Here is a 24,689-nt window from a genome sequence, read left to right on the forward strand (position 1 = left end):
GCGATGCTCCTCGACTCAGCGCCGTCGTGGCAGGAAGCGCCCGAAGCCGCGCGGCACCCGGGCCTCGCGCCACTCGGTGAGGTGTTCGGCCAGCCCGTCGACCTTGCTGTGGGAGAGCAGCTTCTCCAGCGCGTCGAGGTCGCGGGACTTCCAGCGGGCCACCGACGCGGTCAGCGCCTCGTCGAGCTTGCGGGCGTGGTCCGGCTGGGTGCCGGTGAACCGGTGGAACGCCTCGAAGGTGGTGGCGGCCAGGCCCAGGTCGGCGCCGCGGGACAGGGTGTCGGCGAGCTGCTCGCGATAGCGTCGGCGGACTGCCGAGGGCACCTTCAGCAGCAGCTCGGCCAGGGTCGTGCCGTCCAGCCGCAGGAGGACGGCCGGGAGTTGACCGGCCAGCCACTGGCTCGCCGGCGGCCGGACGGCAAGGAGCTGCTCGACGACGTCCCCGGCCACAATGGACAGTTTGCCACCGGTGGCCTTCTCGGCAACCTGGACCAGCTTCACGCAGGCCTGCATCTCCCGCACGCGGTCGCGGGCCGCCGGGGAGAGCCGCTCGCCGAGCTTGGCCCTGGTGACGAACGCGGTCAGCGCCACGAAGTGCGGCATGCCACCCGGTGGGATCTCCGGCCTGGCCAGCACGTCGTCCAGCAGGCCGAACAGCGCGTCCGAGGCCCAGAACCGCTCCGGCGCCTCGCGGGCCACCTCGGCGGCCTCGTCCAGCTCCCAGCCGTGCGGCCAGAGCGCCGTGACCACCGCCCGTTCCGGCGGGGCGGAGTCGCTGAGCCGTTTCAGGGCCGGGATCCGCCGGCGCGGGTCGCCGGCCGCCCGGGACACCTCCAGCATCCGCTGCAGCGGACGATGGGCGGCGAACTCCTCCTCCGGCACGGTCCCGCCCGCCAGCCGGGTCGCGACCGCCAGGACCCCGCGTTCGCGGGTGGCCAGCGCCTCGCCGAGCCCGCGCAGCACGCCTCGTCGCAGCGCCGGGACGCTGCGCAGCACGGCCGGTGGCTGCCGCTGCGGATCCGCCAGCAGCAGCGGCGTGACCAGGTCGTGGCCGTAACCTTCCAGCTCGGCGTCGGAGAGCTCCACCCGGGTGCGCACGGCCAGGCTCAGCACGGCGACCGTGTCGTCGCCCGGCGCCGCGCCGCCGAGCCGGGTGGTGACCTGCTGCCGGGCGTAACGGGCGCCGTCCGGGGTGGCCAGGCGCGGCACGTCGGCGGGCGCCGCGGCGGGGTCACGCAGCAGCCGTTCGAACGCGCTGACCTCGGTGTTCGCGTGCAGATCCGGATCACGCAGGCCGGCCGCGACCTCGACCAGCACCAGGCACTGCGGCAGGGTGAGCGCCTCGTGGTCCAGGCACTCCTCGGCGATCTGGGTGACCGTCTCCGGGGGCAGCCGGCCGGCGTTGCCGGGCAGCCAGGCCAGCACCGCGGCGAGGTCGCCCTCGTTGACCGGCAGCCGGACACAGAGGGCGGCGGCCACCGCGACCGGGTACCACCCGTCGAAGTCCCGCTCGGTCCCGGCGGCGAGCTGACCGGCCAGCTCCCAGAGGAACCGGGCGTCCGCCGGGCCGGCCACGGCCAGCAGCTCGGCGAGCGGGTGCTCGTCGCCGCCGGACACCGTGCCGCCCGCCAGGTCGAACACGGCGAAACTGCGCAGCGCCGAATCGGTCACGGTGAAGTCGCTGGTCGGGACGGTGCCGACGAGGTGCTCGCGGCCACGGCCGGGCCGGTACTGGTAGGTGGCGAACGCGAACCGGGCGACCATCGCCGGGGGCAGCAGCTCGCAGAGCGCAGCGATCCAGTGCGCGACCTCGGTGGTCTCCTCGGCCACCACGATCACCGGCCGGTCCCCGGTGACGATCGCCCGCTCGACAGCGGTGAGCAGCTTCGGAACCGTCCCCTGCCGGCCGGCCCGCAGGAAACCCTCGGGATCGAAAGCCTGCGACGGTACGGGATCCAGCTCCGGCAACTCCGCGAACGGCACCTCGGAGCGCGCCCAGAAGCCCGCCGCCCAGAAGTCGATGGGCCGCGCGCCCGCCAGGTCGTCCGGGCCGAGGCTGAGCGCGTGCACGAAGTAGTTCCCGAAGCGCTGCGAGTAGTCGTTGCCGACGAACACGGTGTGCGCCAGGATCGCCGGCTCGCCGTCCGCGCCCGGCAGGTAGCAGAGGTTGACCGGGGTGGCCGCGAGCTGCTCGGCGGTCGGCTCGTAACCGAGGGAGCGGGGCGGCTCGTACGAGGTGGCCTGCTCCACCCGCCGCAGCACCGCCCCGGGCACGCCCGGCGTCGCCGCGTTGAACTGGAAGCCGGGGTATCCGGCCAGTCCGGACTCGCACGAGGTGTAGTACATCTGCGGGACGCCCATCTCAGTCCCTCCCCGTCTCGATCACCTTGAGCCGGCTGAGCAGCCACAGGAACGGGTCCTCCACCCGGTGCGGCTGGATGCCGGACTTGGCGACCCGCTGCCGGGCCTGCCGGGACTGCTTGGCGGGCGGCACCGCCCCGAGCGCGGAAAGGCCGAAGTAGCGGTAGGTGCGGTAGTGCTTGTGCAGCAGCTGATCGATCTGCCCGCCCTCCCACTGGAGCAGCAGCGCCTGGACATAGTCGTGCATCGCGAGACTGTCCGACTCGGGGAAGAACGGCCCGTCCGGCGCCGGCTGGCGCAGCAGGCTGTCCTCGGGCAGCGCGTCCCACAACGCGTCCACCTTGGAGAACGCGATCGCCACCGGGATGTCGATCATGCGGTTCGGGCCGACCCCGGGCAGTTGCTGCAACACCTCGGTGATCCGGGTGAGGATGTTGATCGGGGTGTCGCCCTTCGCCGCCTCCTGCTGGGAGGTGTCCGGGAGCACGCTCGGGTCCAGCCCGAGCGTCTGCACCAGGCCCGGGACGGTCAGCGGGTCGAGCAGCACGATGATGCCGTCCGCGCTGCTCAGATAGCCGACGTTCTGCGCCACGCCGCGGGCGGACTCCAGATCCTCGCCGGCGGTGTCGAAGAACGAGAGCACGGTGTGCCGCAGCGTGCTGCGGAACCGCTTGCGCTCGCCGAGCGAGAACTTGAAGACGAACGGCTGGCGGCCCTGCTCGTCGGCGGCCGGCCGGGTCGCGATCGGCAGCACCCCCTCGGAGTAGAGCGCCCGCTCCTCGCTGCCGAACTCCTTGCGGGTCCGCTCGTCGGCGCCGACCACCGCCGCGTCGAAGCGTCGCCCGACCCGATGGATCAGCTCGTGCATCAGCACCGTGGTGTAGACCGACTTGCCGCTGAACTTGGCGCCGATCATCGCCACCATGCGGGTGTCGATCTTGCCGTAGTGCACCGGCAGCTGGGCGTGGCAGTGCGGGCAGATCTGCACTGTCGCGGTGTTGCCACAGCGGGTGCAGACCGCCGAGAGCTTCTTGCCGTTGCCCTCGACGACCGGCGGCACCTCGTCCCGGTCGCCGAGCTGCACCCGCACCGGGTCGGGCTCCGGCTTGCAGAACGCGCCGTTCGCCGCGCGGAGCCCGCTGCAGCGGAACAGCATCTCCTTCTCGGCGAACGTCCGGTAGCAGTACGGGCAGGTCAGTCGTGCCATCAGCCGCCTCCCGGGATCCCCTTGAGCACCACGTCCGACCCGTCGCCGGTGTGGTCGTCGACGAAACAGCCCAGGCGGTACGGCCCGCGCGCGCTCTGCACCGGCACGTCCACGGTCACCGGCCGGCCCGGCTCCAGGCGTTGCGCCGGGATCCGCGCGACCGGTGTCCCCTGATCCGGCCGCAGCGGCACCACGCGGCCCGGCGACTGCACCACGACCAGGTCCGGCAGCGGGCACTCCTGGTCGGCGACCAGCTCCAGCCGGGTCGTCTTGCGGAACATGCCGGTCTGCGTGAACCGGTAGTTGACCGGCACGCCGCTGCCACCGACCCGCAGACCGGCCGGGCTGCCCACGGTCTCGCCCTCGCCGTCGCGACTGACCGGGGACACCTCGACCCGGACCGCCCGGATGCCCGTGGTGATCTGCAGCCCGCCGTCGTCGCGATAGGCGCGCTGCCAGCAGTCGACCTGCTCGGCCTGCTCCGGCGAGCCGCCCTCCGGCCACCAGCGCACCCGGGCCAGGGCGACGCCGTCCGGCCAGGTCCAGCTCAGTCGCACGACCGGGCCGACCCGCCGCGCCCGCAGATCGGTGACCGACGCGATGTTGGTGACCGCGACCGTCGGCCCGACGATTACCCGCCCGCCGCCCACGCTGAACGCCGTGACGAAGACCCGCCCGGCCGGCATCGGCAGGCTCATCGCGGCCCGCCGGCTCGTCCCCGGGTCGCTCCGGCCCAGGACCTCTTTCCCGTACGTCGTGAGCTCCGCGCCGGTGATCTCCGCACCCCGGTTCCACCGTGGCCGGTGCGCCGCCGAGCGCAGCGTCACGTCGCCGCCGTCCGGCCGGGTCCAGGCCAGGCGCAGCCGCCCCGGGTCCTGCCCCGGCAGCGGCTCCACGGCCAGGTCGGGCACTTCGGTCGGTGCGGCCTGCGGCATGGCGGTGACGGTGACCCCGGCCGACGCGGCGGGATAGTTCACCCTGATCAGGTAGCGGTACTCGACGCCGGGCGTCAGCTCCTCGTCGGCGAATCCGTTGCGCCCGGCCCGGACCGGTGTCCCGCCCGGCTCGCGCACCACTGTGAAACCCGTCGCGTCCGCCCGGGACGTCCAGGTCACCCGCACACTCGACTCGTCGGTCACCGCGCCGACGTCGGTGACCTCCGGCAGCAGCGACACCGGCCCGGCCGTGGCGCCGGGTGACCAGACCCCCTCCGACCGGGTCGCGAAGACCGTGTAGTGCAGGTCGTCCCCGGCCGGCGCGCCGGTGTCGGCGACCTCGTTGCCGTCGGTCCGGCCGATCACCTCGCCGTCGCCGGCCGAGCCCGCGGGACGCTGCCGGGTGCGGACCACCTGGTAGGAGATCCCGCCCGTCCGCGCCGGGCTGGGCGTCCAGCTGATCGCCACCCGGTCGCCGGCCGCGGTGCCGGCCCGCACGGCCGGGACCGGTGGCGGCGCGAGCGTGCGCAGCCGCCCGGCCAGGTCGGTGTCGTCGGCCGCCTCCCGGACGGCGATGGTGAGCAGCTCGGCCGCGATCTCCGTCCGGCCCGCGGCGATCTCCCGCTGGGCGCGCGCGGCCAGGTCGTCCACCCGCTGCGTGGCGGCCCGGACGCGTTCGCGCACCTCGTCGTCCTGGTTCGCGGGCAGGCTGGGCAGCAGCCGCTCGGCCGCGCGCAACGAGCCCCCGCCGAGCAGCTCGTCGATCTCGTCGGCCACGTCCCGTCGCGGCGGGATGACAGCGCCCCGGTTCAGCACCGCCAGCGCGAAGTCCTCCGCCTCCTCGCGCTGCAGGCCCAGCCGGGTCGCCTCGCGGGCCACCACCCGCAGCTTGCCGAGGCCGGCGGCCGGCCGGACCGCCTCGATCAGCTCCCAGAGCACGAGCCGGTCGAGGCTGCCGTCGCGCAGCGCGCCGCCCAGGTTGGTGAGCAGGTCGTCGGTGGCGGTCTTGCGGTCGTCCTGCTTGCGCCGCTCGGTCCGGGCCCGCACCCCGTCGAGGTCCTCGACTGTCAGCGGACGGCCGCCGACCCGCAGCCCGGCGCGCAGCGTGAAGCTCAGGTCCTTCTCGCCGGCCAGCACGTGCAGCGAGAGCGGCAGGCCCAGGGTGCGGACGCTGCGCTGCACGGCCCGGCCCTTCGGCGGCGGGCCGTCCGGCAGCGGCCACAACTCGTCCACCACCCGGACGCGGCGCTTGCCGAGCAGATCGCGCAGCGTCGCCTCGACCGCCGCGCCACCGAGCGGGGCTGCCGCGACGGACAGCGCGCTCGCCGCCACCACCGGGTCGGTGGCCAGCTCCTTGACGATCTCGTCGAGCGCCTGGCCGATCTCCTGGACGACCCGTCTGCGTTCGGCGAGGAAGTGCTCGGCGGTGAGCCGGTCACTCTCCTTGAGCTTCTGGTGCGCGGCGTTCAGCGCCTCGACGATCTTCTGGTAGACCCGGCGCTGCGTGCCCAGTTGCTGCCAGTACTTGTAGACGGCCGAGATGTGCGCGTCGAAGGCGGCGCCGCGGGGTGGCCGGGCCGGGTCGACGGCGTACCGCACGAGGAGGTCGGCCGGCGGGGTGTTCCCGTTCTTCCGGGCCGGGTCCAGCACCTCCTCGCGGTACCGCTCACCGTCGAACATCGGCCGCGTTCACCAGCCTCAGGCCGAGACGTTGTAGCGAGCCACGGCGTTGCGTGCCGCGCTCACCTGCTCGTCGGTCAGGCCGCCCTTGATCTGCACCTCGATGCGCAGGTCCTTGCGGGTCCTCAGCTCGAGCGCGTGCACCGTGAGCAGGCCGTCGGCGGCCATCTGGAAGCTGATGTCGATCGGCGAGTTCTCCGGCAGCGGCGGCAGGCCGCTGATCACGCCCTCGGCGATGTGCTCGTTGTCCTCCAGCGCCTCGGACTCCACCGAGCCTGACTGTTCCCAGATCTCCACCGAGATCTCGACCTGATTCGGGTACGCCGTGCCGAAGCGCTGTGGCTCGGTCTCCGCAGGCAGCGGGGTGTTCGCCCGCAGCACGTGCTCGATCGTGTACTGCTCCCGGCCGCCGACCCGGTTGATCACCTTGACCCCGAAGGCCCGCGGGACGACGGTGGCGACCCGCTTGCCGGCCAGCGCCCGCACCTTCTCCACCGGCAGGTCGAGCTGGGCGGCGATCTCCTCGACGACCTCGGCCGGGGCCTCACCGCCGTCCTCGTCCGAACGGATCTTGATCGACTCGATCAGCGCGTACCGGGCCGCGCCCTTGGCGACCGCGAGGTCCGGGTCGTGCATCCGCGGCTTGAGGCCGAGCGACTCGAGCGCCGCGGTCACCGCCGGCATCCGGCTGGAGCCGCCGACCAGCAGCACGTCGTCGAACTCGGTGATGCCCCGCTCGGCGGCGGTCCGCAGGGTCCGCTGCGTGATCGTCACCGTGCGCTCCAGCAGCTCCGAGGTGAGTTCCTCGAACTTCTCGCGGCTCACCTCGATCTGCGAGGTGTCCCCGCCGAAACGGGCGTTGAAGCGGCGGCTCTGCATCCGGCTGAGCTGCTTCTTGATGTCCTCGGCGCCGGCCGCGAGGCTCTGCAGGAACTCCTCGTCGTCGGCGGCCTCGGTCTCCGGGTGCTCCGCCTGGAACTGCTCCAGCAGGTACTCGGCGAGCCGGTCGTCCCAGTCCGCGCCGCCCAGGTGGTGGTCGCCGTCCGTGCACACCACCTGGATCTCCTCCGGGGAGACCTTGATGACGGTGGTGTCGAAGGTGCCGCCGCCCAGGTCGTACACGAAGAGGGTCTTGGTTCCCCCGGCGTTGATCGCGTCGTAGTGCAGCGCCGCAGCGACCGGCTCGTCCACGATGCTCAGGACGTTGAGCCCGGCGATCTCCCCGGCCCGGCGGGTCGCGTTGCGCTCGGCCACGCCGAAGTAGGCGGGAACCGTGATCACCACGTCGGTGACCGGCTCGCCGACGTTCTCCGCGGCGGCGTCGGCCAGCTCGCGGAGGATCAGCGCGGAGATCGACTCGGGGGTGTGCGTCTGGCCGTGCACGGTGATCTCGAACGACTTGCCCATCTGCCGCTTGATCAGCGAGACCACGAGGTCCGGCTGGATCTTGGCGACCGCCTTGGCCTCCTTGCCGACGACCACGTTCTCCGGGCTCTCGAAGTAGACGACCGACGGGGTCGTGTCGTCACCGGGCCGGTTCTTGATGATCGCGGGCCGTCCGGTGTCGTCGATGTGAGCGACGCAGGAGTACGTCGTGCCCAGGTCGATGCCGAAGGTGGCCATGGCGCTACTCGCTTCCGACGGGGTCAGGGTCGTGGTGGTCGACGAGCGCCAGATCGACGGCGTCGTCCGGCGCCGGGGGCGCCTGGTATCGGTAGAGACGTGCCCGGGCCGCACGGCGCACCTTGCCGGACTCGATCTCCAGCAGGCCGGCGCTCAACGGCTCGGCAACGGTGTTGTCCAGGCTCGGGTCGTCGGTCGCCACGGTGCCGGCCGGCGCGTGCCGCCCGGTGGTGAACGGTTCGCCGGGGAGCGCGGGGAACATCTCGTAGCCACAGCGCTCGACGGCCATCGTGACGTCGTCGGCGAAGCTGCCCATCAGCTTGGCGGCCTTCGGGTCGTCGGCGGCCATGCGCTGGGCCTCCCGGGCCATCGCGTCGTGCAGCCGCAGCAGGTCGGTGACGACCGGCTCCAGGATCACCCGGCGCAGGCCGTCACGGAACTGCTGGTTCTCCTCGTGCAGCCGGTCGATGATCGACTCGCGGTGTGCCGAGCGCCGGTGGAACTCGGCCAGCTGCGCCTCGACACGCTCCAGACGGCCCAGCACGGGATCCGGTGCGCCCGGCTCCTGCGCCGATGGGCCTTCCGGGGATTCGTCCACGTGCCATCGCCTCCCGTGAGACCCGTCGTCACTGTCAGTTTTGGAACGTAACGGGTCTTCGTGGGGAGCGCTATGCCTGGGTGTGCCCGGATGTCTTTTCGTAGAGCGGACCTCGATCTTCAGTGGACCGGTGTCGGCTTTCTTACCCGCCGGCGGAGCCCGGCTGCTTACCCCTCAGGGGAGCACCACACAGCGGCGGCAGCGCGCCTCGTAGGTATAGGTGCCGTCGTCCGGCAGCGCCGTCGACGGTGCCAGCTCGCGGATGAACGGCTTGCCGCTCTCCAGCACCTGGGTGTGCGTCGCGTCCAGCGACCGGCACACGTCGCACACCGCCCGGCGGTAGATCACCTTCTCCGGCGCGAGCTCGAACAACGCCCGGACCGGCGCGAACAGCTGCCCCCGGTGGTCCAGGTCGATCCCGGCGACGACGACCTTCACGCCGCGCCGGACGGCGACCCCCAACTCGGCGATGTCGTCGACCGTGAACATGTGGACCTCGTCCACGCCGATCACCTCGACGTCGCCGTCCGCCGCGCCGGCGAGCGTCCGCACCTTCACCGTCTCCAGGCTGCCGCCGACCCGGGAGGTCAGCGTGGTGTCCCGGACGTGCCGCGACGACTGGTAGATCCGGTGCGGGATGCCGGTGTGCTGCAGCGGCGACAGCAGGCTGATCATCTCCAGCGACTTGCCGCCCTTCATCGGGCCGAGGATCACGGTCAAATCCATAACCGCGTAGCCTGCCACCGCGACCCGCCCGGTGGCGACCAGAACCGTCATGCCCGCGCGTGCCCTGTGATACCTGTCATGCGGCCGGGCCCGGCTTGCCTAACCGGTCCGGTGCGTCCGGGCGAGAACCATGCTGGCCAGGCCGCAGCAGACGGTCAACCAGGTGGCGGGGAGCAGCAGGTAGACGGCCTCGCGCGCGGCTCCGCCGAGAAGACCGCTCAGGATCAGCAGGGCAGCGCCGATGAAGACGATCGTGGCGGCGGCCACCGTGCGGCGGGCGGTGCGATCGGGCATGCGGGGCTCCCGGGCTCGGCGAGGGGACGGGCTGGAAGCCTCCCCGATCACCACGAATCAGGACAACCGCCATTCGGCTGTGACGAGTGACACAGCTCCGGCAAGCAACGAATCGCGGCGGGTGGGGCCACCTCCGTACGTACGAGGGAATTGCTTTGGTCTTTCTTCTGAGGTCGGCAGATTATTTCTGCCGGCCCTGGTGGCGTTTCCAGGTTAATGGTAAGTCCGCAGCTCAGAGCGCTTATTAGGAATTGCTTAAGGCTGGTTGACCGGGATCTCGGAAAGCGCTTATGGTCCTCCTCGCGCCGAGGTGGCACATCCCCATTCCCCGTTTTCGCCTCGCCGCGAAAAGCGAAAGGAACACCATGAACAGCGCCGAAGAAAGCGCGGCGGAACCGAGTCGCCGGAAGCGGAAGATCGCCCTGGCGTCCGGCATGGCCGTGGTCGTGGCCGGCCTCGGCACGGTCGCCGGCGTGTCCTTCGCGGGCACCGGCGACACCGCTGCCACCACCGCGGCGAGCAGCGGCGCCGCGTTCGCCGACGACTTCGAGGACGGCGACACCGCCGGTTGGAGCAGGTCGGGCGGCGCCTGGTCGGTCGCGACCGACGGCAGTAGGGTGCTCAAGCAGGCGAAGACCGGTGCGACGGCGGCCCGGGAGTTCGCCGGCGACACCGGTTGGACCGACTACTCCGTGCAGGCGAAGGTCCAGCGGCTGTCCGTGGCCGCCGGCGGGTTCGCCGGGATCGTGGCCCGCGCGACGAGCTCGACCAGCTTCTACCGGCTCGCGCTGACCGGGGCGAACAGGGTGCAGCTCCAGTCGGTGAAGTCGGGCGCGGTGACAGTGCTCGACGAGGCCGCCGTGACGGTGAGCGCCGGCGCGTCGTACACGCTGGGCCTGAAGCTGACCGGGAACACGCTGAGCGGCTCGGTGAACGGCGCGGCGGTCGTCGAGGGCACCGGGAGCGCGTTCGCCAAGGGCCGGATCGGGCTGCAGACCTACGACGCGACCGCGGAGTTCGACGACGTGGTGGTGACCACGAGCGGATCGGCCGCGACGACGGCGCCGACCGCGACCGCGAGCCCGACGGCCACCGTAACGGCGAGCCCGGCCGCAACCGCCACCAGCAACGGGAAGTTCGAGTCGGCCCCGATCGGCTTCGGTGCGGGCACGACCGGCGGCGCCGGCGGCGAGACCGTGACCATCACCTCGCTGGACCAGCTGATCACCGAGGCCGCCTCGGATGGCCCGAAGATCCTGCGGCTCACCAGCGTGCTCAAGGGCAGCGGCACCGACCAGGTCGTCGTCTCCTCCGACAAGACGATCCTGGGCGTCGGTGCGAACGCCGGCCTGACCGGCGCGGGCATCTTCATCAAGAAGGCCAGCAACGTCATCGTCCGCAACCTGAAGATCTCGTTCGCGCTGGCGCCGGTCGACCTGATCGCCGTGCAGAAATCCGACCATGTCTGGATCGACCACAACGAGCTCTTCAACGACACCACGCACGACAAGGACTTCTACGACGGCATGGTGGACCTGACCCACGCCACCGACTTCGTCACGATCTCCTGGAACTACCTGCACGACCACCACAAGGGCTCGCTGGTCGGGCACTCGGACAGCAACGCCGCCGAGGACACCGGGCACCTGCGGATCACCTACAGCCACAACTGGTTCGACAACGTGGCGTCGCGCCTGCCGCGGGTCCGCTTCGGCACCGTCCACCTCTACGACAACCTGTTCACCGACGCCGGGACCAGCGGCATCCACTGCCTGATGAAGGCGCAGTGCCTGGTGCAGAACAACGTCTTCGTCAAGGTGAAGCTGCCGGTCTGGACGACCGAGGACTCCGACGAGGACGGCTTCGCGGTCGTCTCCGGCAACGACTTCGGCGGCGAGACGCCGGTGATCACCGCGACCGGCACGTTCACCACCGCGCCGTACCCGGTCACCCTGGAGCCCGCGTCGTCAGTCTCCGCCCTGGTCAAGGCGGGTGCGGGCACCGGCAAGATCTAAGGATCCAGGCTTTGCGCGTACGGACGAGGGCCGCGGCCCTCGTCCGTACGGTATGGCCAGCACTACCCCGAAGACTCACGCTGTCCAGATGGGATCGCCGGCACGGATCGAGAAAGCTCAACGGCGTCAGAACCGTCGATGAGGAGTTCTTGATGCTCAAGCGTCTCGTGTTCGTCTCCGCAGCCCTCGCCGCCACCGTCTTCGCCGCTCAGCCCGCCGTCGCCGCCACTGGCTTCGCCGCTCAGCCCGCCGTCGCCGCCACGCGGGACCCGGTCAGGAAGGATCTGGAGGGCCTGGTCGCCGAGGGTTTCCCGGGTGCGCTGGCCGTGGTCCGCGACGAGCACGGGCGGGTCCGCAAGCCCACCGCCGGCGTCGGTGACCTCGCCACCGGGCGCCCGGTGCCCGCCGACGGCCAGGTCCGGATCGGCAGCAACACGAAGACGTTCGTCGCCGTGGTCATGCTGCAACTGGTCGCGGAGCACCGGGTCAGGCTCGACGACCCGGTGGAGAAGTATGTGCCCGGCCTGCTGCGTGGTCAGCGGATCACGGTGCGGCAGGTGCTGCAGCACACCAGCGGCCTGCCCAACTACACCGATTTCCTGGCGCTGGACGACCTGTCGCTGCGCTACCGGCACTTCGAGCCGCAGGAGCTTCTGGACCTCGCGCTGGCCCATCCGCCGGTGTTCCCGGCCGGGGCGGGCTGGGCGTACAGCAACACCAACTACATCGTCGCCGGCCTGCTGATCGAGCGGGTGACCGGGCGGCCGCTGGAGGAGCAGATCGAGAAGCGGGTGATCCGGAAGGCGGGGCTGCGCCACACGTACTTCCCGGCCGACCACGAGACCGGCATCCGCGAGCGGCACCCGCAGGGCTACACGCCCGGGCCCGACGGCAAGCCGCTCGACATCACGGACCTCGACCCGTCCTGGGGCTGGGCGGCCGGTCAGATGATCGCCACGCCGTCCGACCTGAACACGTTCTTCAGCGCCCTGATCCACGGGAGACTGCTGCCCAAGGCTCAGCTCGCCGAGATGCAGCGGACCGTCCCCGCCGACCTGTTCCCCGGCGCACGGTACGGCCTCGGCCTGATCAGCTTCCCGCTCAGCTGCGGCGGCCTGGCGTGGGGCCACGGCGGTGACATCCCCGGCTACGAGACGCGAACCGAGGTCACCGCGGACGGCCGCGCCGCCACGGTGGCGGTGACCGCGCAGCCGGAGACCGAGGAGGCCGCCACCAAGGTGTTGAAAACGGTCGACGACGCGCTCTGCGCCTCCTGAACCGACCGGCGCCGGGCGGCCTGCGTGCCGCCCGGCGTCGCACCGGCTCCCTACGGGGTTACCGCTCGTTTCCCGCGCGCAGCCAGGCGATGTAGTCAGCGGCGGCCGCGGCGGTGTCGTACCGGGGCTCGAACCCGGTGTCCTCGCGCAGGCGGGTGATGTCGAGCCAGTTCACCTGGTGGTCTCCGGCCGAGGGCAGCTCGTACTGGAAGCCGGGTTCGACGGAGTTGATCGCGGTGATCACGTCGACGTTGCTCGTGGCGCGACCGGAGGCCACGTTGTACGTGGAGTGGTTCAGCTTCCCGGCGAGCTGCAGCAGCGCGAGCGCGCGGCCGGTGTCCTTGACGTAGAGCAGGTCGAGGGCGTCCTCGGCGTGCGGCGGTGCGATGAGCCCGGACAGGTCGGGTTCCCTGCGCAGGGCCGCGGCTTGGGCGAGGGACGGGGCGGCGAAGAACGGGTCGGGCAGGTGGCCGCCGGGACCCCAGGTGCCGGAGATGCGGGCGTTGACGATGTCGACGTCGGTCGCATCCGAGAGGTGGCCCGCCAGAAGCTCGGTGATCTTCTTGAACGTCGGGATGGGGTGGGAGTACGCCAGGGAGATCGGCACGTCCTCGCTCAGCGCGCCTTCGGAGCCGAAGCCGTAGACGCCGATGGTGCTCGCGGTCACGACACGGCGCACTCCCCAGGCCTGCGCGGCGCTGACGATGTTGAGGAACGCGTTCAGTGCTTTCCCGGTGGCCTCGATCGGGTCGTCGTCGGTCACCGGCCACGGCAGGGCGACGGCGAGATGCACGATCCCGGTGATCGGGTACTGCCGGCCAACGGCGAGCAGCGCGTCGAGGTCGGCGACGTCGGCTTGGACGACGTGGATGGGCAGGCCGGCCAGGTGCGGGGGGACCTGCGCGGAGCGGCGCTGGAGCAGAACGCACTCCTCGCCGGCGTCGGTGAGGGCGCGGACGGTGTGGGAGCCGATGAAGCCGAGGCCGCCGGTTACGAGGATCATGGTCGCGCCTTTCGCAGTAGAACTGATCGTCAGTGTTGCTGATGATCAGAGTAAGCCTAAGATGGGATCCGTGTCCACTGACCCGAACCCCACCGCCGACCCGCGCGAGGTCCTGGCGTACCTCCTCAAGCACGCGAACCTGAAGCTCACGGCACTGATGGACGCGGCGCTCGAGCCGCTCGGAATAGACGGCAAGGACTTCGGGGCACTCCGGGTCCTGGCCCACCGGGAACCGTCGTCGCAGCTGCAGGTGGCGCAGACGCTCGGCATCGACCGCACCACGATGGTGGCGTTGCTGGACGTGCTCGAGCGCAAGGGCATCGTCACGCGGCGACCCGATCCCGCGGACCGGCGCAGGAACGTCGTCGAGCTCACCGAGCAGGGGATGCGGACCTACGAGGCGGCGCAGGTGGCGTACGGGAAGGCCGAGAGCGCGTTCCTGGCGGCGATCAGTCCGGCGGCGACCGATCAGTTCCGCCAGACCCTGCGCACCCTCGTGGAGAAGTGACGCGGGCCGGGTCGCCGCCCCTTGGGCCTGCCCGGGCGGTGTTTCGCTGTGCGGCCATGCCGCAGCCCCGGCCGCACAGCGAAACGCCGCCTGGTCCGGTTGTCGCTCGTCACAACGTCGGGGGTCGCGTGGTGAGAAGGGGGTAACGACCGAAGCACCCAAGGGTGACAGCGCGGTAATGGCGACTTCCTAGCGTGACCGTTCGAGGACGACGCGTCGGACGGAAGGGATCTGCCTGTGGCCGCCGATGTCACTCAGGTGCGCACCGTTTGCGGCTATTGCGGCGTGGGCTGCGGCATGGTGCTGGACGTCGCCGAGGACTCCGGCGGTCGCCGCCGGGTGCTCAAGGTGATTGGTGACAAGGATCATCCGGCCAATGGCGGCCGGCTCTGCACGAAAGGCGCGACCAGCGCGGACCTGCTCGCGGCCGACGGCCGGCTGGGCTACGCGATGGTGCGTGAGGAGCGCGGCGCCGAGCCGCAGAAGCAACCTCTGGACGAGGCGATCGCGGAGACCGCGCGCCGCCTCCGGGCGATCGTCGACGAGCACGGCCCGGACGCGTTCGCCATGTACGTTTCCGGTCAGATGACGCTGGAGGCTCAGTACCTGGCGAACAAGCTGGTCAAGGGCTACCTCGGGACCAACAACATCGAGTCGAACTCGCGGCTCTGCATGGCCAGCGCCGGCACCGGCTACAAGTTGTCGCTGGGCGCTGACGGCCCGCCCGGCTCCTACGACGACCTGGATCACGCCGACGTCTTCTTCGTGATCGGCGCGAACATGGCGGACTGCCATCCGATCCTGTTCCTGCGGATGATGGAGCGGGTCAAGGCCGGCGCGAAGCTGATCGTCGTCGACCCGCGGCGCAACGCCACCGCCGACAAGGCCGACCTGTTCCTGCAGATCCGCCCGGGCACCGACCTGGCGCTGCTCAACGGCCTGCTGCACCTCGTCGGCAAGGACGAGGAGTTCATCGCGAACCACACCGAGGGCTGGGCCGCGATGCCGGAGTTGCTCGCCGACTACCCGCCGGAGCGGGTGGCCGAGCTGACCGGCATTCCGGAGGCGGACATCCGGACGGCTGCCGCCTGGATCGACGAGAGCGAGAACTGGGTCACGCTCTGGACCATGGGGCTGAACCAGAGCACCCACGGCACCTGGAACACCAACGCCATCTGCAATCTGCACCTGGCGACCGGCGCGATCTGCCGGACCGGGAGCGGCCCGTTCTCGCTGACCGGCCAGCCGAACGCGATGGGCGGCCGGGAGATGGGCTACATGGGCCCCGGCCTGCCCGGCCAGCGATCGGTGCTGGTCCCGGCCGACCGCGAGTTCACCGAGCGGGTGTGGGGAGTGCCCGGCGGGACGCTGCGCACCGACGTCGGCAAGGGCACCGTCGACATGTTCGAGCAGATGGCGGCCGGCCGGATCAGGGCCTGCTGGATCATCTGCACCAATCCGGTCGCGTCGGTCGGCAACCGGAAGACGGTGATCGCCGGGCTGGAGGCCGCCGAGCTGGTGATCACACAGGACGCGTTCGCGGAGACCGAGACGAACGCGTACGCCGACATCGCGCTGCCGGCCGCGATGTGGTCGGAGACCGACGGCATCATGATCAACTCCGAGCGCAACCTGACGCTCGTGCACCCGGTGGCCGACGCGCCCGGCGAGGCGATGCCGGACTGGATGCTGATCGCCCGGATCGCCGCCGCGATGGGCTACGAGGAGGCTTTCGGGTACGAGAGCGCGGCGCAGATCCTCGACGAGATCAAACAGTTCGCGAACCCGCAGACCGGCTATGACCTGCGCGGAGTCACCTACGAGCGGCTCGCCGAGGGGCCCGTGCAGTGGCCGGCCGCGCCCGGCGGGCCGTCCCGCAACCCGATCCGCTACCGCACCGGGGACGGGGGGTTCCGCTTCGCCACCGCCAGCGGGAAGGCGATGTTCCACGCCCGCCCGCACCTGGACCCGGCCGAGCTGCCCGACGACGACTACCCGTTCGTGCTGAACACCGGCCGCCTGCAGCACCAGTGGCACACGATGACCAAGACCGGCAAGATCACCAAGCTCAACAAGCTCAACCCGGGCCCGTTCGTGGAGATCAACCCGGCGGACGCGGCGGCGCGCGGCATCGCCGAGGGCGACCAGATCGAGATCGAGTCGCGGCGCGGCCGGGCGGTGCTGCCCGCCGTGGTCACCGACCGGGTGATGCCGGGCGCCTGCTTCGCGCCGTTCCACTGGAACGACCTGTTCGGCGAGTACGTCAGCGTCAACGCCGTGACCAGCGACGCCGTGGACCCGCTCAGCTTCCAGCCGGAGCTGAAGGTGTGCGCGGTCCAGCTGTCCAAGGTGCACGCTCCGGCGCCGGTGACGGAGACGACCTCGATCCACGACATGCTCGGGCTGGACCCGGCGCCGCCGGTGCTCACCGACGGTCAGCGTCGCTACCTGGCCGGCTTCCTCGCCGGGTTGCCGCCGGCCCACCCCGGCCCGCCGGTGCTGCCGGACAACGCGCCGTTCGACCCGGCCACCGCGATGTGGGTGAACGGGCTGCTCGCGGGCGTGTTCATCGCCGTACCGGAGAAGGCCCTTGATCGGAAAGCCCCGGCCGGCCCCCGGCTGCAGATCCTGTGGGCGTCGCAGACCGGCAACGCCGAGGACTTCGCGCGAGGCCTGTCCGAAAGGCTTTCCACGACCGGACACCAGATTTCGGTACGGGAGATGGACGCCGCCGCCGGTGAGCTCCTCGACCCGGAAGCCGACCTGCTCGTCGTGACCAGCACGTTCGGCGACGGGGACGCGCCCGACAACGGCGCCGCGTTCTGGCAGTCGATCGCCGGTGACGGCGCGCCCCGGCTGGACGGCCGCCGGTTCGCGGTGCTGGCGTTCGGTGACTCCAGCTACGACGACTTCTGCGGGCACGGCCGCCGCCTCGACGAACGTCTCGCCGAGCTGGGCGCCGTCCGGCTCGCGCCGCGGGTGGACTGCGAGCCGGACTTCGAGGACACCGCGGCCGGCTGGCTGGAAGCGGTCGTCACGGCGCTGACCGCCAAACCGGTCCCGGCCCCGACCAAGGCGGCCCCGCTGAAGTCCGCGCTGGTCGGGAACCGGCTGCTCAGCGGTCCCGGCTCGGCGAAGGAGGTGCGCCGGTTCACGTTCGACACCGGCGGGCTGCTCGACTACCAGGCCGGCGACGCGCTCGGCGTGTGGCCGGTCAACGACCCGGAGCTGGTCGAGGAGTGGCTGACCGTCACCGGGCTGGCCCGGGACACCGCTGTCGAGCTGGACAAGGTCGGCATGATCCCGTTCGGTGAGGCGCTCGCCCGGCACCTGGACATCACGAAGATCACCACGGACCTGCTGCGGTTCACCGCCGAGCGCGGCGGGGACGCGCAGCTCAAGACATTGCTGCGGCCCGACAACAAGGGCGAGCTGGCCAAGTGGGCGTGGGGCCGGCAGGCCGCCGACCTGATCGGCGAGCAGGGCGTGCGGGCGTCCGCGCAGGAGTGGGCAGGCGTGCTGAAGCGGCTCCAGCCCCGGCTGTATTCGATCAGCTCCACCCCGCTGGTCGACCCGGATCGGGTGAGCCTGACCGTGTCGGTGGTCCGCTTCGACAGCCTGCTCGGGCGATCACGCAAGGGTGTCTGCTCGACGCACCTGGCCGACTCGGCGCTCGACCTGGAGGTGCCGCTGTTCGTGCAGAAAGCGCCGCACTTCCGCCCGCCGGCCGACCCGGCCACTCCGATGATCATGGTGGGGCCGGGCACCGGCGTGGCGCCTTTCCTCGGCTTCCTGCAGGAGCGGCAGGCGACCGGCGCGTCCGGCGGGAACTGGTTGTTCTTCGGCGAGCAGCGCCGCGAGACCGATTTCTACTACCGGGAGGAGTTGGCGGCGCTCTCCGCGGCGGGCACGCTGACCCGGCTCGACCTGGCGTTCTCCCGGGATCAGCGGGCCAAGGTCTACGTGCAGGACCGGATGCGCGAACAGGGCGCCCACCTGTGGGCGTGGCTCAAGGACGGCGCCCACTTCTACGTCTGCGGCGACGCCAGCCGGATGGCCAAGGACGTGGACCGGGCGCTGCACGAGATCGCTGTCAACCACGGGCGGCTGTCGCCGGAGGCCGCCACCGCTTACCTGAAGCAGCTCGCCGCCGACAAGCGTTACGTCCGGGACGTCTACTGAGCCCCTGCGGGCGGCTGAACCTCAGTAGGCGGCGGCGCTCACGTAGACCCAGGCCCGCACGCCGGAGTCGAGCGACAGCAGCACGCGGTGGTAGTCGCCCACCTCGTACTTGTCGGCGGCGATCAGCTCCTCGTCGGTCACCTCGAAGACCGTGCCCGGCACCCGGTCGGTGTCCTCGCCGGTCTCCACGACGATCGGGTGGTGCGTCTTTCCGCTGGTCGCGACGACGTCCGGATCGGTGATCTCCAGGAGCCGCTCCGCGTACCCGGGGAGCGTGGCCGCCCGGCTCTCCAGTTCCCGTCCGAAGTTGGCCCGCTGAACCGCGGGATCCTGCAGGGTGCCGTACGAGAAGAGCAAAGGCATGCCCTGATCCTGCCCGGTATTGCCATGCCGGATTAGCGTTCGTCCCGGGTTGTAGGACTGGGGAGGTTGCGGTGGGTACCTGGATGGCCACGATCCGCTTCCCGGACGGCACCGAGCGGTATGCGCGTTACAGCACCGTCGTGGCGGCGCTGGCGTCCGATTTGTACCAGGCGTTCCACGTGGAACATCACCGAGCGGAGCCGACCGGCGAGCCGCTGCCGACGTTCCCGGAACGGCCACACGCCCCGATCGACGAGCTGATTCCCGTGGTGATCAGCCCCGCGCCGGACGATTGCCGCTGGCACGCCGTTTACTGTCCGCGACAGCAGCGGGTGCTGGGGCCGGTGGTGTCGTACCACTTCCGGAATCTCCAGGGGCACAACGAGCTGACCCGGGGCAGCGTCGACGGGCGGCGGCATTTGTCGCAAGTGCACGGACGCGGCCTGTGCGGGGCGCCCGTGCTGGACACCCCGCTGCCGTACCGGAACCTCTGCAGTTTCTGGGGCCCGGCGGAGGAACGGCCGGAGGAGCCGCCCGACCAGGATCTCTTCGCCGAGTGGGACAGCCCCGACATCTGCCGCGAGTGCCTGCTCCGCGCGCTGGACCAGCGGGAGTAGACGCGCTCGCCGCCGACGGGCCTCTCGCTATGTCCGGCAAAGGGCCGTCGAGCGGGTTGCGGTCCAGCATGACGAGTTCCGCGACATTCCCGGTACACACCTGACCACTGTCGGCATCCGCCCGGCGAGATCGGCTACCGCGTTCCCCTCGGCCGCGCAGCTCGGCGACATCATGGACGGTCCTGGAGGATTCGCGGCCCTGACGGCCGCCGCGCGGAGCGCCAGAGCCGTCAGCTTGCGTCCAAGAAACGCCGGCTCGTCTGCCTCGCGCGAATGTTCAGCGTGCCAGGGCTGGCGGAGTTCGCGACAGCTCGAAGTAGGCCTTGTTCCGGCGCGGCTTGCGTCTTACGCTGCAAGCAGCAGGAAAGCGCTTTCCTTGATACTCGGAGGTAACCGTACATGGCCGCGCGGCGATCGATTGGCATCATCCTCAACGGCGTGACCGGCCGGATGGGCTACCGGCAGCACCTGGTCCGCTCCCTGCTCGCCATCCGTGAGCAGGGCGGCGTTGCCCTGCCCGGCGGCGGGCACATCTGGCCCGAGCCGATCCTGGTCGGCCGCGACCCGGACAAGCTCGCCGGCATCGCCGCGCAGCACGGCCTGACCGAGTGGACCACCGACCTGGACGCCGCGCTCGCCCGGCCGGACGCGGAGATCTACTTCGACGCGCAGGTCACCCAGCGCCGGGAGAAGGCGATCCGGGCGGCGATCGCGGCCGGCAAGCACGTCTACACGGAGAAGCCGCTGGCCGAGAGCTCGGTCGCGGCGCAGGAACTGGCCGATCTGGCCGAGGCGGCCGGCATCCGCAACGGCGTGGTGCAGGACAAGCTGTTCCTGCCGGGCCTGCGCAAACTCAAGCGCCTGATCGACGGCGGCTTCTTCGGCCGGATCCTGTCGGTGCGCGGCGAGTTCGGCTACTGGGTGTTCGAGGGCGACTGGCAGGCCGCGCAGCGCCCGAGCTGGAACTACCGGCTCGCCGACGGCGGCGGCATCGTGATGGACATGTTCCCGCACTGGAACTACGTGCTGGAGGAGCTGTTCGGCGCGGTCCGCGGGGTGCAGACCACGATCGCCACGCACGTCCCGGCCCGGGTGGACGAGCGCGGTGAGGAGTATGCGGCCGACGCCGACGACGCGGCCTACGCGATCTTCGAGCTGGAGGGCGGCATCGTCGCTCAGATCAACTCGTCCTGGGCGGTCCGGGTGAACCGGGACGAGCTGGTCGAGTTCCAGGTCGACGGCACGCACGGCAGCGCCGTCGCCGGCTTGCGCGGCTGCAAGATCCAGCACCGGGCGACCACGCCGAAGCCGGTGTGGAACCCGGACCTGCCGCTGACCGGCAAGTCGTTCCGCGACCAGTGGACCGAGGTGCCGGACAACGACGAGTTCGACAACGGTTTCAAGGTGCAGTGGGAGGCGTTCCTGCGGCACGTCGTCGCCGGCGAGGCGTTCCACTGGGACTTCGGCTCCGGCGCCCGCGGTGTCCGGCTCGCCGAGGCCGGCCTGCAGTCCGCCCGCGAGGGTCGCCGCATCGAGCTGGGGAACTCCTGATGGCCGTCGTGAACCTGCCGTCCGGTCCGCTCACCCTCTCCGGCCGGACAACCTGGGAAAAGCCTGCGAGCCAACCCAGGACCCGGATTGCGTACGCCGCGGCGCACGTCGTCGCGGATCCGAAGGCGCAGAACGCGCCGGGTGCACCGGCCGTGCTCGACTGGGAGGCCACGCTCGCGTTCCGGCGGCACCTGTGGTCGCACGGCCTGGGGGTGGCCGAGGCGATGGACACCGCGCAGCGGGGGATGGGCCTGGACTACGCCGCGACCAGGGAGCTGATCCGGCGCAGCGCGACCGCGGCCGAGGGCCGGATCGTGGCGGGCGTCGCCACCGACCAGCTGCCGCCCGGGCCGGCGACTCTCGCCCAGGTCTCGTCCGCCTACCGTGACCAGCTCGAGGACGTGCTCTCCGCGGGCGCCGGGCCGGTCCTGATGTGCAGCCGGCACCTGGCCGCCACCGCGCGGGACGCCGACGACTACCTGGCGATCTACCGCCCGCTGCTCGACCTCTCGGACGAGCCGGTCGTGCTGCACTGGCTCGGCACCGCGTTCGACCCGGCGCTCGAGGGCTACTGGGGCTCGTCCGACGTGGACAAGGCCACCGAGACGGTCCTCGAGCTGATCAACGCGAACCCCGCGAAGGTCGACGGCATCAAGATCTCGCTGCTCGACGCCGACCACGAGATCCGCCTCCGCCGGCGCCTTCCGGCCGGTGTCCGGCTCTACACCGGTGACGACTTCAACTATCCGCAGCTCATCCGCGGTGACGAGCAGGGGTACTCGGATGCGCTGCTCGGCATCTTCGCGGCGATCGCGCCCGCCGCCGCGGCCGCGTTCGCCGCGCTGGACGAGGGCGACCTGGAATCGTACGACCGGATCCTCGCCCCGACGGTCCCGCTCTCCCGGCACATCTTCGAGAAGCCGACGTTCTACTACAAGACCGGCATCGTCTTCCTCGCCTGGCTGGCCGGCCACCAGTCGCACTTCACCATGGTCGGCGGCCTGCAGTCGGGCCGCTCGGTGCCGCACTTCGCCACGTTGATCGAGCTGGCCGACGCGGCCGGCCTGCTGCCCGACCCCGACCTGGCCGCCCACCGGGCCAACCGATTCTTCGAGGTGATGGCCGGATGAGCCGGTTCTCGTTCAACCAGATCACGGCCAAGTTGTGGGATCTGCCGGACCTGGTCGCCGGTTGCGTCGAGGCCGGCGTCGACAAGGTGGCGCTCTGGCGCGAGCCGGTCGCCGAGCACGGCCTGGAGCGCTCCGCCCGGCTGGTCCGGGATGCCGGCCTCTCCGTGACGACGCTGTGCCGCAGTGGATTCTTCCAACTTCCCGGTTGGTACGACGACAACCGCCGGGCCATCGACGAAGCCGTTGCCCTGGACACGTCCGTCCTGGTGCTGGTCTCCGGTGGCCTGCCCGAGGGGTCGAAGGACATCGCGGGCGCCCGGCTGCACGTGGCCGACGCGATCGGGCAGCTGGCGCCGTACGCGGCCGGCGCGGGGGTGACGCTGGCGATCGAGCCGCTGCACCCGATGTACGCCGCGGACCGTTGCGTGATCAACACCTGGGACCAGGCCATGGCGATCGCCGCGCAGCACCCGGCCGGGCAGGTCGGGGTCACCGTCGACACGTACCACCTGTGGTGGGACGACACGGTGCTGGAGAAGATCGCCAGGGCTGGCGAACGGATCGCGATCTACCAGCTCGCGGACTGGATCACGCCGCTGCCGGAGGGTGTGCTGACCGGCCGTGGGCTGCCCGGGGACGGCTGCGTCGACATGCGCGCCTTCCACGAGGCGGTGGAGAAGGCCGGGTACACCGGGCCGATCGAGGTCGAGGTGATGAACGCCGGGCTGTGGGAGCGACCCGGGCGCGAGGTGCTGGACGCGACGCTCACGGCGTACCGAAGCGTGTTCTAGAGGGTTTCGGATCTTCTACTTCGGCGGCAGGGAACTCGCGAAGTCGAGGCCGGCCCGCACCCAGCGGGCCAGGCCCTCGTCGTCGAGGCGATCGCCGTCGACGACGACCCAGTTCTTCATCGGGCGGCCGGTGAAGTCGAAGACGCGCGTGCCCGGCTCGGCCAGCGCGGACTCGGCGGCCTGCTGACCGAGCCGCACGATGAGGTCGTCGCCCATCACGCCGACGGCCATGTTGCCCTCGACCATGAACGTGATCCCGCCGAACATCCGCTTGTCGGTCACGCCGTCCACGTCCGCGAGGGTGTCCCGGATCCGTTCCGCGAGAGACTCGTCGAAGGCCATGCCCCAAGGTAGGCCATGCCTCCCCGGCCAGGGCCGTCGCCGCGCGCGATTCGCGGGGCAGCGCCCGGCCCGGCGATACACTGTGACTCACGCCACTCTGGCTGGAGAACCGTGAGCGAGTTGCCGTCGTCTTGCCTGACGTGAGACGAAGTCTGGACGCGGCCGACGAGGCGGAACTCGTTCGCCGCACCGCAACCGGCGATCGACATGCCTTCGACGAGCTCTATCGGCGCACGTCGCCGTGGCTCGCCGTCCGGCTGCGCCGGCGCTGCGCCGACGAGGACGTGGTCGCCGACGTGATGCAGGAGACCTACCTCGCCGTCTGGCGGGCCGCTGGTGACTTCGCCGGCTCGGCCACCTCCGGCAGCGCCCTCGGGTGGCTCTGGACCATCGCGGCGAACCGGCTGGTCGACGCGTTCCGCCGGCGTGCCCGGCGCCGCGACCTGCCGGCCGCGCTTGCGGTGGCCCCGGCTCCCGCCCCGGCCGCCGAGGACGAGGTGATGGCCGGCCGGGTCGGTCAGGAGATGGAGCAGGCCCTGCTGACGCTGCCCGCGGACGTGCGGCAGGTGCTGCGGGCCATGGTTCTCGACGGGCTCTCCGTGCGGGAGACGTCGCTGCTGCTCGGCGTGCCCGAGGGCACCGTCAAATCCCGGGCGCGGCGGGCCCGGATCGCACTGCGGGAGGCGCTGTCATGACCGATCACCCCAGTCCCTCGGTGATCTCGCGCTACGCCGGCGGCGATCTCGATCTGGACGAGGCCACGCTGTGGTCCGTCGAGGTGCACCTGGAGGGGTGCGCCGACTGCCGGGCCCGGCTGGCCGGCAGCACGCCCGAGGATGTCCTGACCCTGCTCGATCGGGTGAGCAACGGGGTGGATCAGGGCATCACGGCCGGTCCGGCGCCCGTCCCGGCTCGGCGGCGCTGGTCCGCGACGCGGCACCGCTGGCTGGTCTGGCAGCTGGTTCCGTGGCTGACCATGACGGCGGCGGTCCTCGCCTGCGCGGTGCTGCTCCAGGTGCTGGAGCCGAGCCTGCCGTCCCTGGTGCTGCTGCTGGCTCCGGTCGCTCCGCTGCCCGCGGTGGCGGTCGCGTGGAGCCGCGGCAGCGACCCGGCGTGGGAGTTGATCGCCACCACTCCGTCGGCCGGCCTGCCACTGCTGCTGCGGCGGACCGCCACCGTGCTCGCGGTGATCATCCCGATGCTCGGGCTGGCCACCGACCGGACCGGAGTCTCACTGGCCCTGGCACTGCTGCCGTGCCTGGCCTTCACCACCACCGCGATCGCCCTGGGCGCCTTCGTCGGGGTGCGGCTCGCCGCCCTCGGTCTGGCGGCCGCGTGGGGTTCCGTGGTGGCCGTGCCGGCGGTCTTCACCGCCCACCTCCCGGTCGTGCTCGCGCCGGGCAGTCTCGGCGTCTGGGCGTTGATCGTGGTTGCCACCGCAGCCGTCGCGATGACCCGCGCCGACCGCTTTCTCAGGAGGAGATGA

General features: G+C 71.3%; 20 protein-coding genes. 10 read left to right on the top strand and 10 right to left on the bottom strand.

The genetic code is table 11. The features are described from left to right. Positions 1-15 precede the first annotated feature (15 nt). The 7 genes from Acy02nite_RS23805 to Acy02nite_RS23835 all read right to left on the bottom strand — a co-directional run bounded on the left by Acy02nite_RS23805 (position 16) and on the right by Acy02nite_RS23835 (position 9,424). Complete coding sequence (locus tag Acy02nite_RS23805; protein WP_203744068.1) at positions 16-2,361, bottom strand: GTPase-associated protein 1-related protein; 2,346 nt, start codon at positions 2,359-2,361, stop codon at positions 16-18. 1 nt (position 2,362) lies between these two features. Further along, a complete protein-coding gene (locus tag Acy02nite_RS23810; RefSeq protein ID WP_203744070.1) occupies positions 2,363-3,568 on the bottom strand; it encodes a hypothetical protein in 1,206 nt (401 codons plus the stop codon). Further along, positions 3,568-6,183 (bottom strand): hypothetical protein, encoded by a 2,616-nt coding sequence (locus tag Acy02nite_RS23815; protein WP_203744072.1) that lies wholly within the window; start codon positions 6,181-6,183, stop codon positions 3,568-3,570. The genes Acy02nite_RS23810 and Acy02nite_RS23815 overlap by 1 nt, the downstream gene beginning before the upstream one ends. 18 nt (positions 6,184-6,201) lie before the next feature. Beyond that, positions 6,202-7,806, bottom strand: a complete 1,605-nt coding sequence (locus Acy02nite_RS23820) for an Hsp70 family protein (RefSeq protein ID WP_203744074.1) — start codon at positions 7,804-7,806, stop codon at positions 6,202-6,204. A gap of 4 nt (positions 7,807-7,810) precedes the next feature. Then, positions 7,811-8,404 carry a nucleotide exchange factor GrpE gene (locus Acy02nite_RS23825; protein WP_203744076.1) on the bottom strand — a complete coding sequence of 198 codons (594 nt, stop codon included), beginning with the start codon at positions 8,402-8,404 and terminating at the stop codon, positions 7,811-7,813. 174 nt (positions 8,405-8,578) lie between these two features. Next, the gene (locus Acy02nite_RS23830; protein ID WP_239175127.1) at positions 8,579-9,181 is read right to left on the bottom strand and encodes a thymidine kinase; all 603 of its coding nucleotides are present in this window, start codon (positions 9,179-9,181) and stop codon (positions 8,579-8,581) included. Between the two features lie 48 nt (positions 9,182-9,229). Further along, the gene (locus Acy02nite_RS23835; RefSeq protein ID WP_203744078.1) at positions 9,230-9,424 is read right to left on the bottom strand and encodes a hypothetical protein; all 195 of its coding nucleotides are present in this window, start codon (positions 9,422-9,424) and stop codon (positions 9,230-9,232) included. 365 nt (positions 9,425-9,789) lie between these two features. Here Acy02nite_RS23835 and Acy02nite_RS23840 point away from each other — a divergent pair, with 365 nt between their 5' ends. After that, entirely contained in the window at positions 9,790-11,439 is a 1,650-nt protein-coding gene (locus tag Acy02nite_RS23840) for a pectate lyase family protein (RefSeq protein ID WP_203744080.1), read from the top strand. A gap of 152 nt (positions 11,440-11,591) precedes the next feature. Beyond that, entirely contained in the window at positions 11,592-12,716 is a 1,125-nt protein-coding gene (locus Acy02nite_RS23845; protein ID WP_203744082.1) for a serine hydrolase domain-containing protein, read from the top strand. 58 nt (positions 12,717-12,774) lie between these two features. On the opposite strand, the gene Acy02nite_RS23850 is transcribed toward Acy02nite_RS23845, so the two are convergent. Next, entirely contained in the window at positions 12,775-13,719 is a 945-nt protein-coding gene (locus Acy02nite_RS23850) for an NAD-dependent epimerase/dehydratase family protein (RefSeq protein WP_203744084.1), read from the bottom strand. Between the two features lie 70 nt (positions 13,720-13,789). On the opposite strand from Acy02nite_RS23850, the gene Acy02nite_RS23855 reads away from it, so the two are divergent. Both Acy02nite_RS23855 and Acy02nite_RS23860 read left to right on the top strand, forming a co-directional pair. Further along, positions 13,790-14,227: a MarR family winged helix-turn-helix transcriptional regulator gene (locus Acy02nite_RS23855; RefSeq protein ID WP_239175128.1), complete on the top strand. Its 438-nt coding sequence runs from the start codon at positions 13,790-13,792 to the stop codon at positions 14,225-14,227. 237 nt (positions 14,228-14,464) lie between these two features. Beyond that, positions 14,465-18,409, top strand: coding sequence for a bifunctional nitrate reductase/sulfite reductase flavoprotein subunit alpha (locus tag Acy02nite_RS23860; protein WP_203744088.1), 3,945 nt, complete (start codon positions 14,465-14,467; stop codon positions 18,407-18,409). A gap of 21 nt (positions 18,410-18,430) precedes the next feature. On the opposite strand, the gene Acy02nite_RS23865 is transcribed toward Acy02nite_RS23860, so the two are convergent. Next, positions 18,431-18,772 (bottom strand): gamma-glutamylcyclotransferase family protein, encoded by a 342-nt coding sequence (locus Acy02nite_RS23865; protein WP_203744090.1) that lies wholly within the window; start codon positions 18,770-18,772, stop codon positions 18,431-18,433. A gap of 71 nt (positions 18,773-18,843) precedes the next feature. Here Acy02nite_RS23865 and Acy02nite_RS23870 point away from each other — a divergent pair, with 71 nt between their 5' ends. From Acy02nite_RS23870 to Acy02nite_RS23885, 4 genes are all read left to right on the top strand, one after another. Then, on the top strand, positions 18,844-19,389 hold the full coding sequence (locus Acy02nite_RS23870) for a hypothetical protein (protein WP_203744092.1): 546 nt from the start codon (positions 18,844-18,846) through the stop codon (positions 19,387-19,389). Positions 19,390-19,788: 399 nt separating this feature from the next. Next, positions 19,789-20,940 (top strand): Gfo/Idh/MocA family protein, encoded by a 1,152-nt coding sequence (locus Acy02nite_RS23875; protein WP_203744094.1) that lies wholly within the window; start codon positions 19,789-19,791, stop codon positions 20,938-20,940. Next, the gene (locus Acy02nite_RS23880; protein WP_203744096.1) at positions 20,940-22,070 is read left to right on the top strand and encodes a dihydrodipicolinate synthase family protein; all 1,131 of its coding nucleotides are present in this window, start codon (positions 20,940-20,942) and stop codon (positions 22,068-22,070) included. Before Acy02nite_RS23875 ends, Acy02nite_RS23880 begins: the two co-directional genes overlap by 1 nt. Then, the gene (locus Acy02nite_RS23885) at positions 22,067-22,861 is read left to right on the top strand and encodes a sugar phosphate isomerase/epimerase family protein (protein WP_203744098.1); all 795 of its coding nucleotides are present in this window, start codon (positions 22,067-22,069) and stop codon (positions 22,859-22,861) included. Before Acy02nite_RS23880 ends, Acy02nite_RS23885 begins: the two co-directional genes overlap by 4 nt. 15 nt (positions 22,862-22,876) lie before the next feature. On the opposite strand, the gene Acy02nite_RS23890 is transcribed toward Acy02nite_RS23885, so the two are convergent. Further along, positions 22,877-23,203, bottom strand: a complete 327-nt coding sequence (locus tag Acy02nite_RS23890) for a TfoX/Sxy family protein (protein ID WP_203744100.1) — start codon at positions 23,201-23,203, stop codon at positions 22,877-22,879. 140 nt (positions 23,204-23,343) lie between these two features. Here Acy02nite_RS23890 and Acy02nite_RS23895 point away from each other — a divergent pair, with 140 nt between their 5' ends. Together Acy02nite_RS23895 and Acy02nite_RS23900 are read left to right on the top strand one after the other, a co-directional pair. Then, entirely contained in the window at positions 23,344-23,898 is a 555-nt protein-coding gene (locus Acy02nite_RS23895; protein ID WP_203744102.1) for an RNA polymerase sigma factor, read from the top strand. Beyond that, on the top strand, positions 23,895-24,689 hold the full coding sequence (locus tag Acy02nite_RS23900) for a cupin domain-containing protein (protein ID WP_203744104.1): 795 nt from the start codon (positions 23,895-23,897) through the stop codon (positions 24,687-24,689). The genes Acy02nite_RS23895 and Acy02nite_RS23900 overlap by 4 nt, the downstream gene beginning before the upstream one ends.

Source organism: Actinoplanes cyaneus, assembly GCF_016862095.1.
GTDB lineage: Bacteria > Actinomycetota > Actinomycetes > Mycobacteriales > Micromonosporaceae > Actinoplanes > Actinoplanes cyaneus.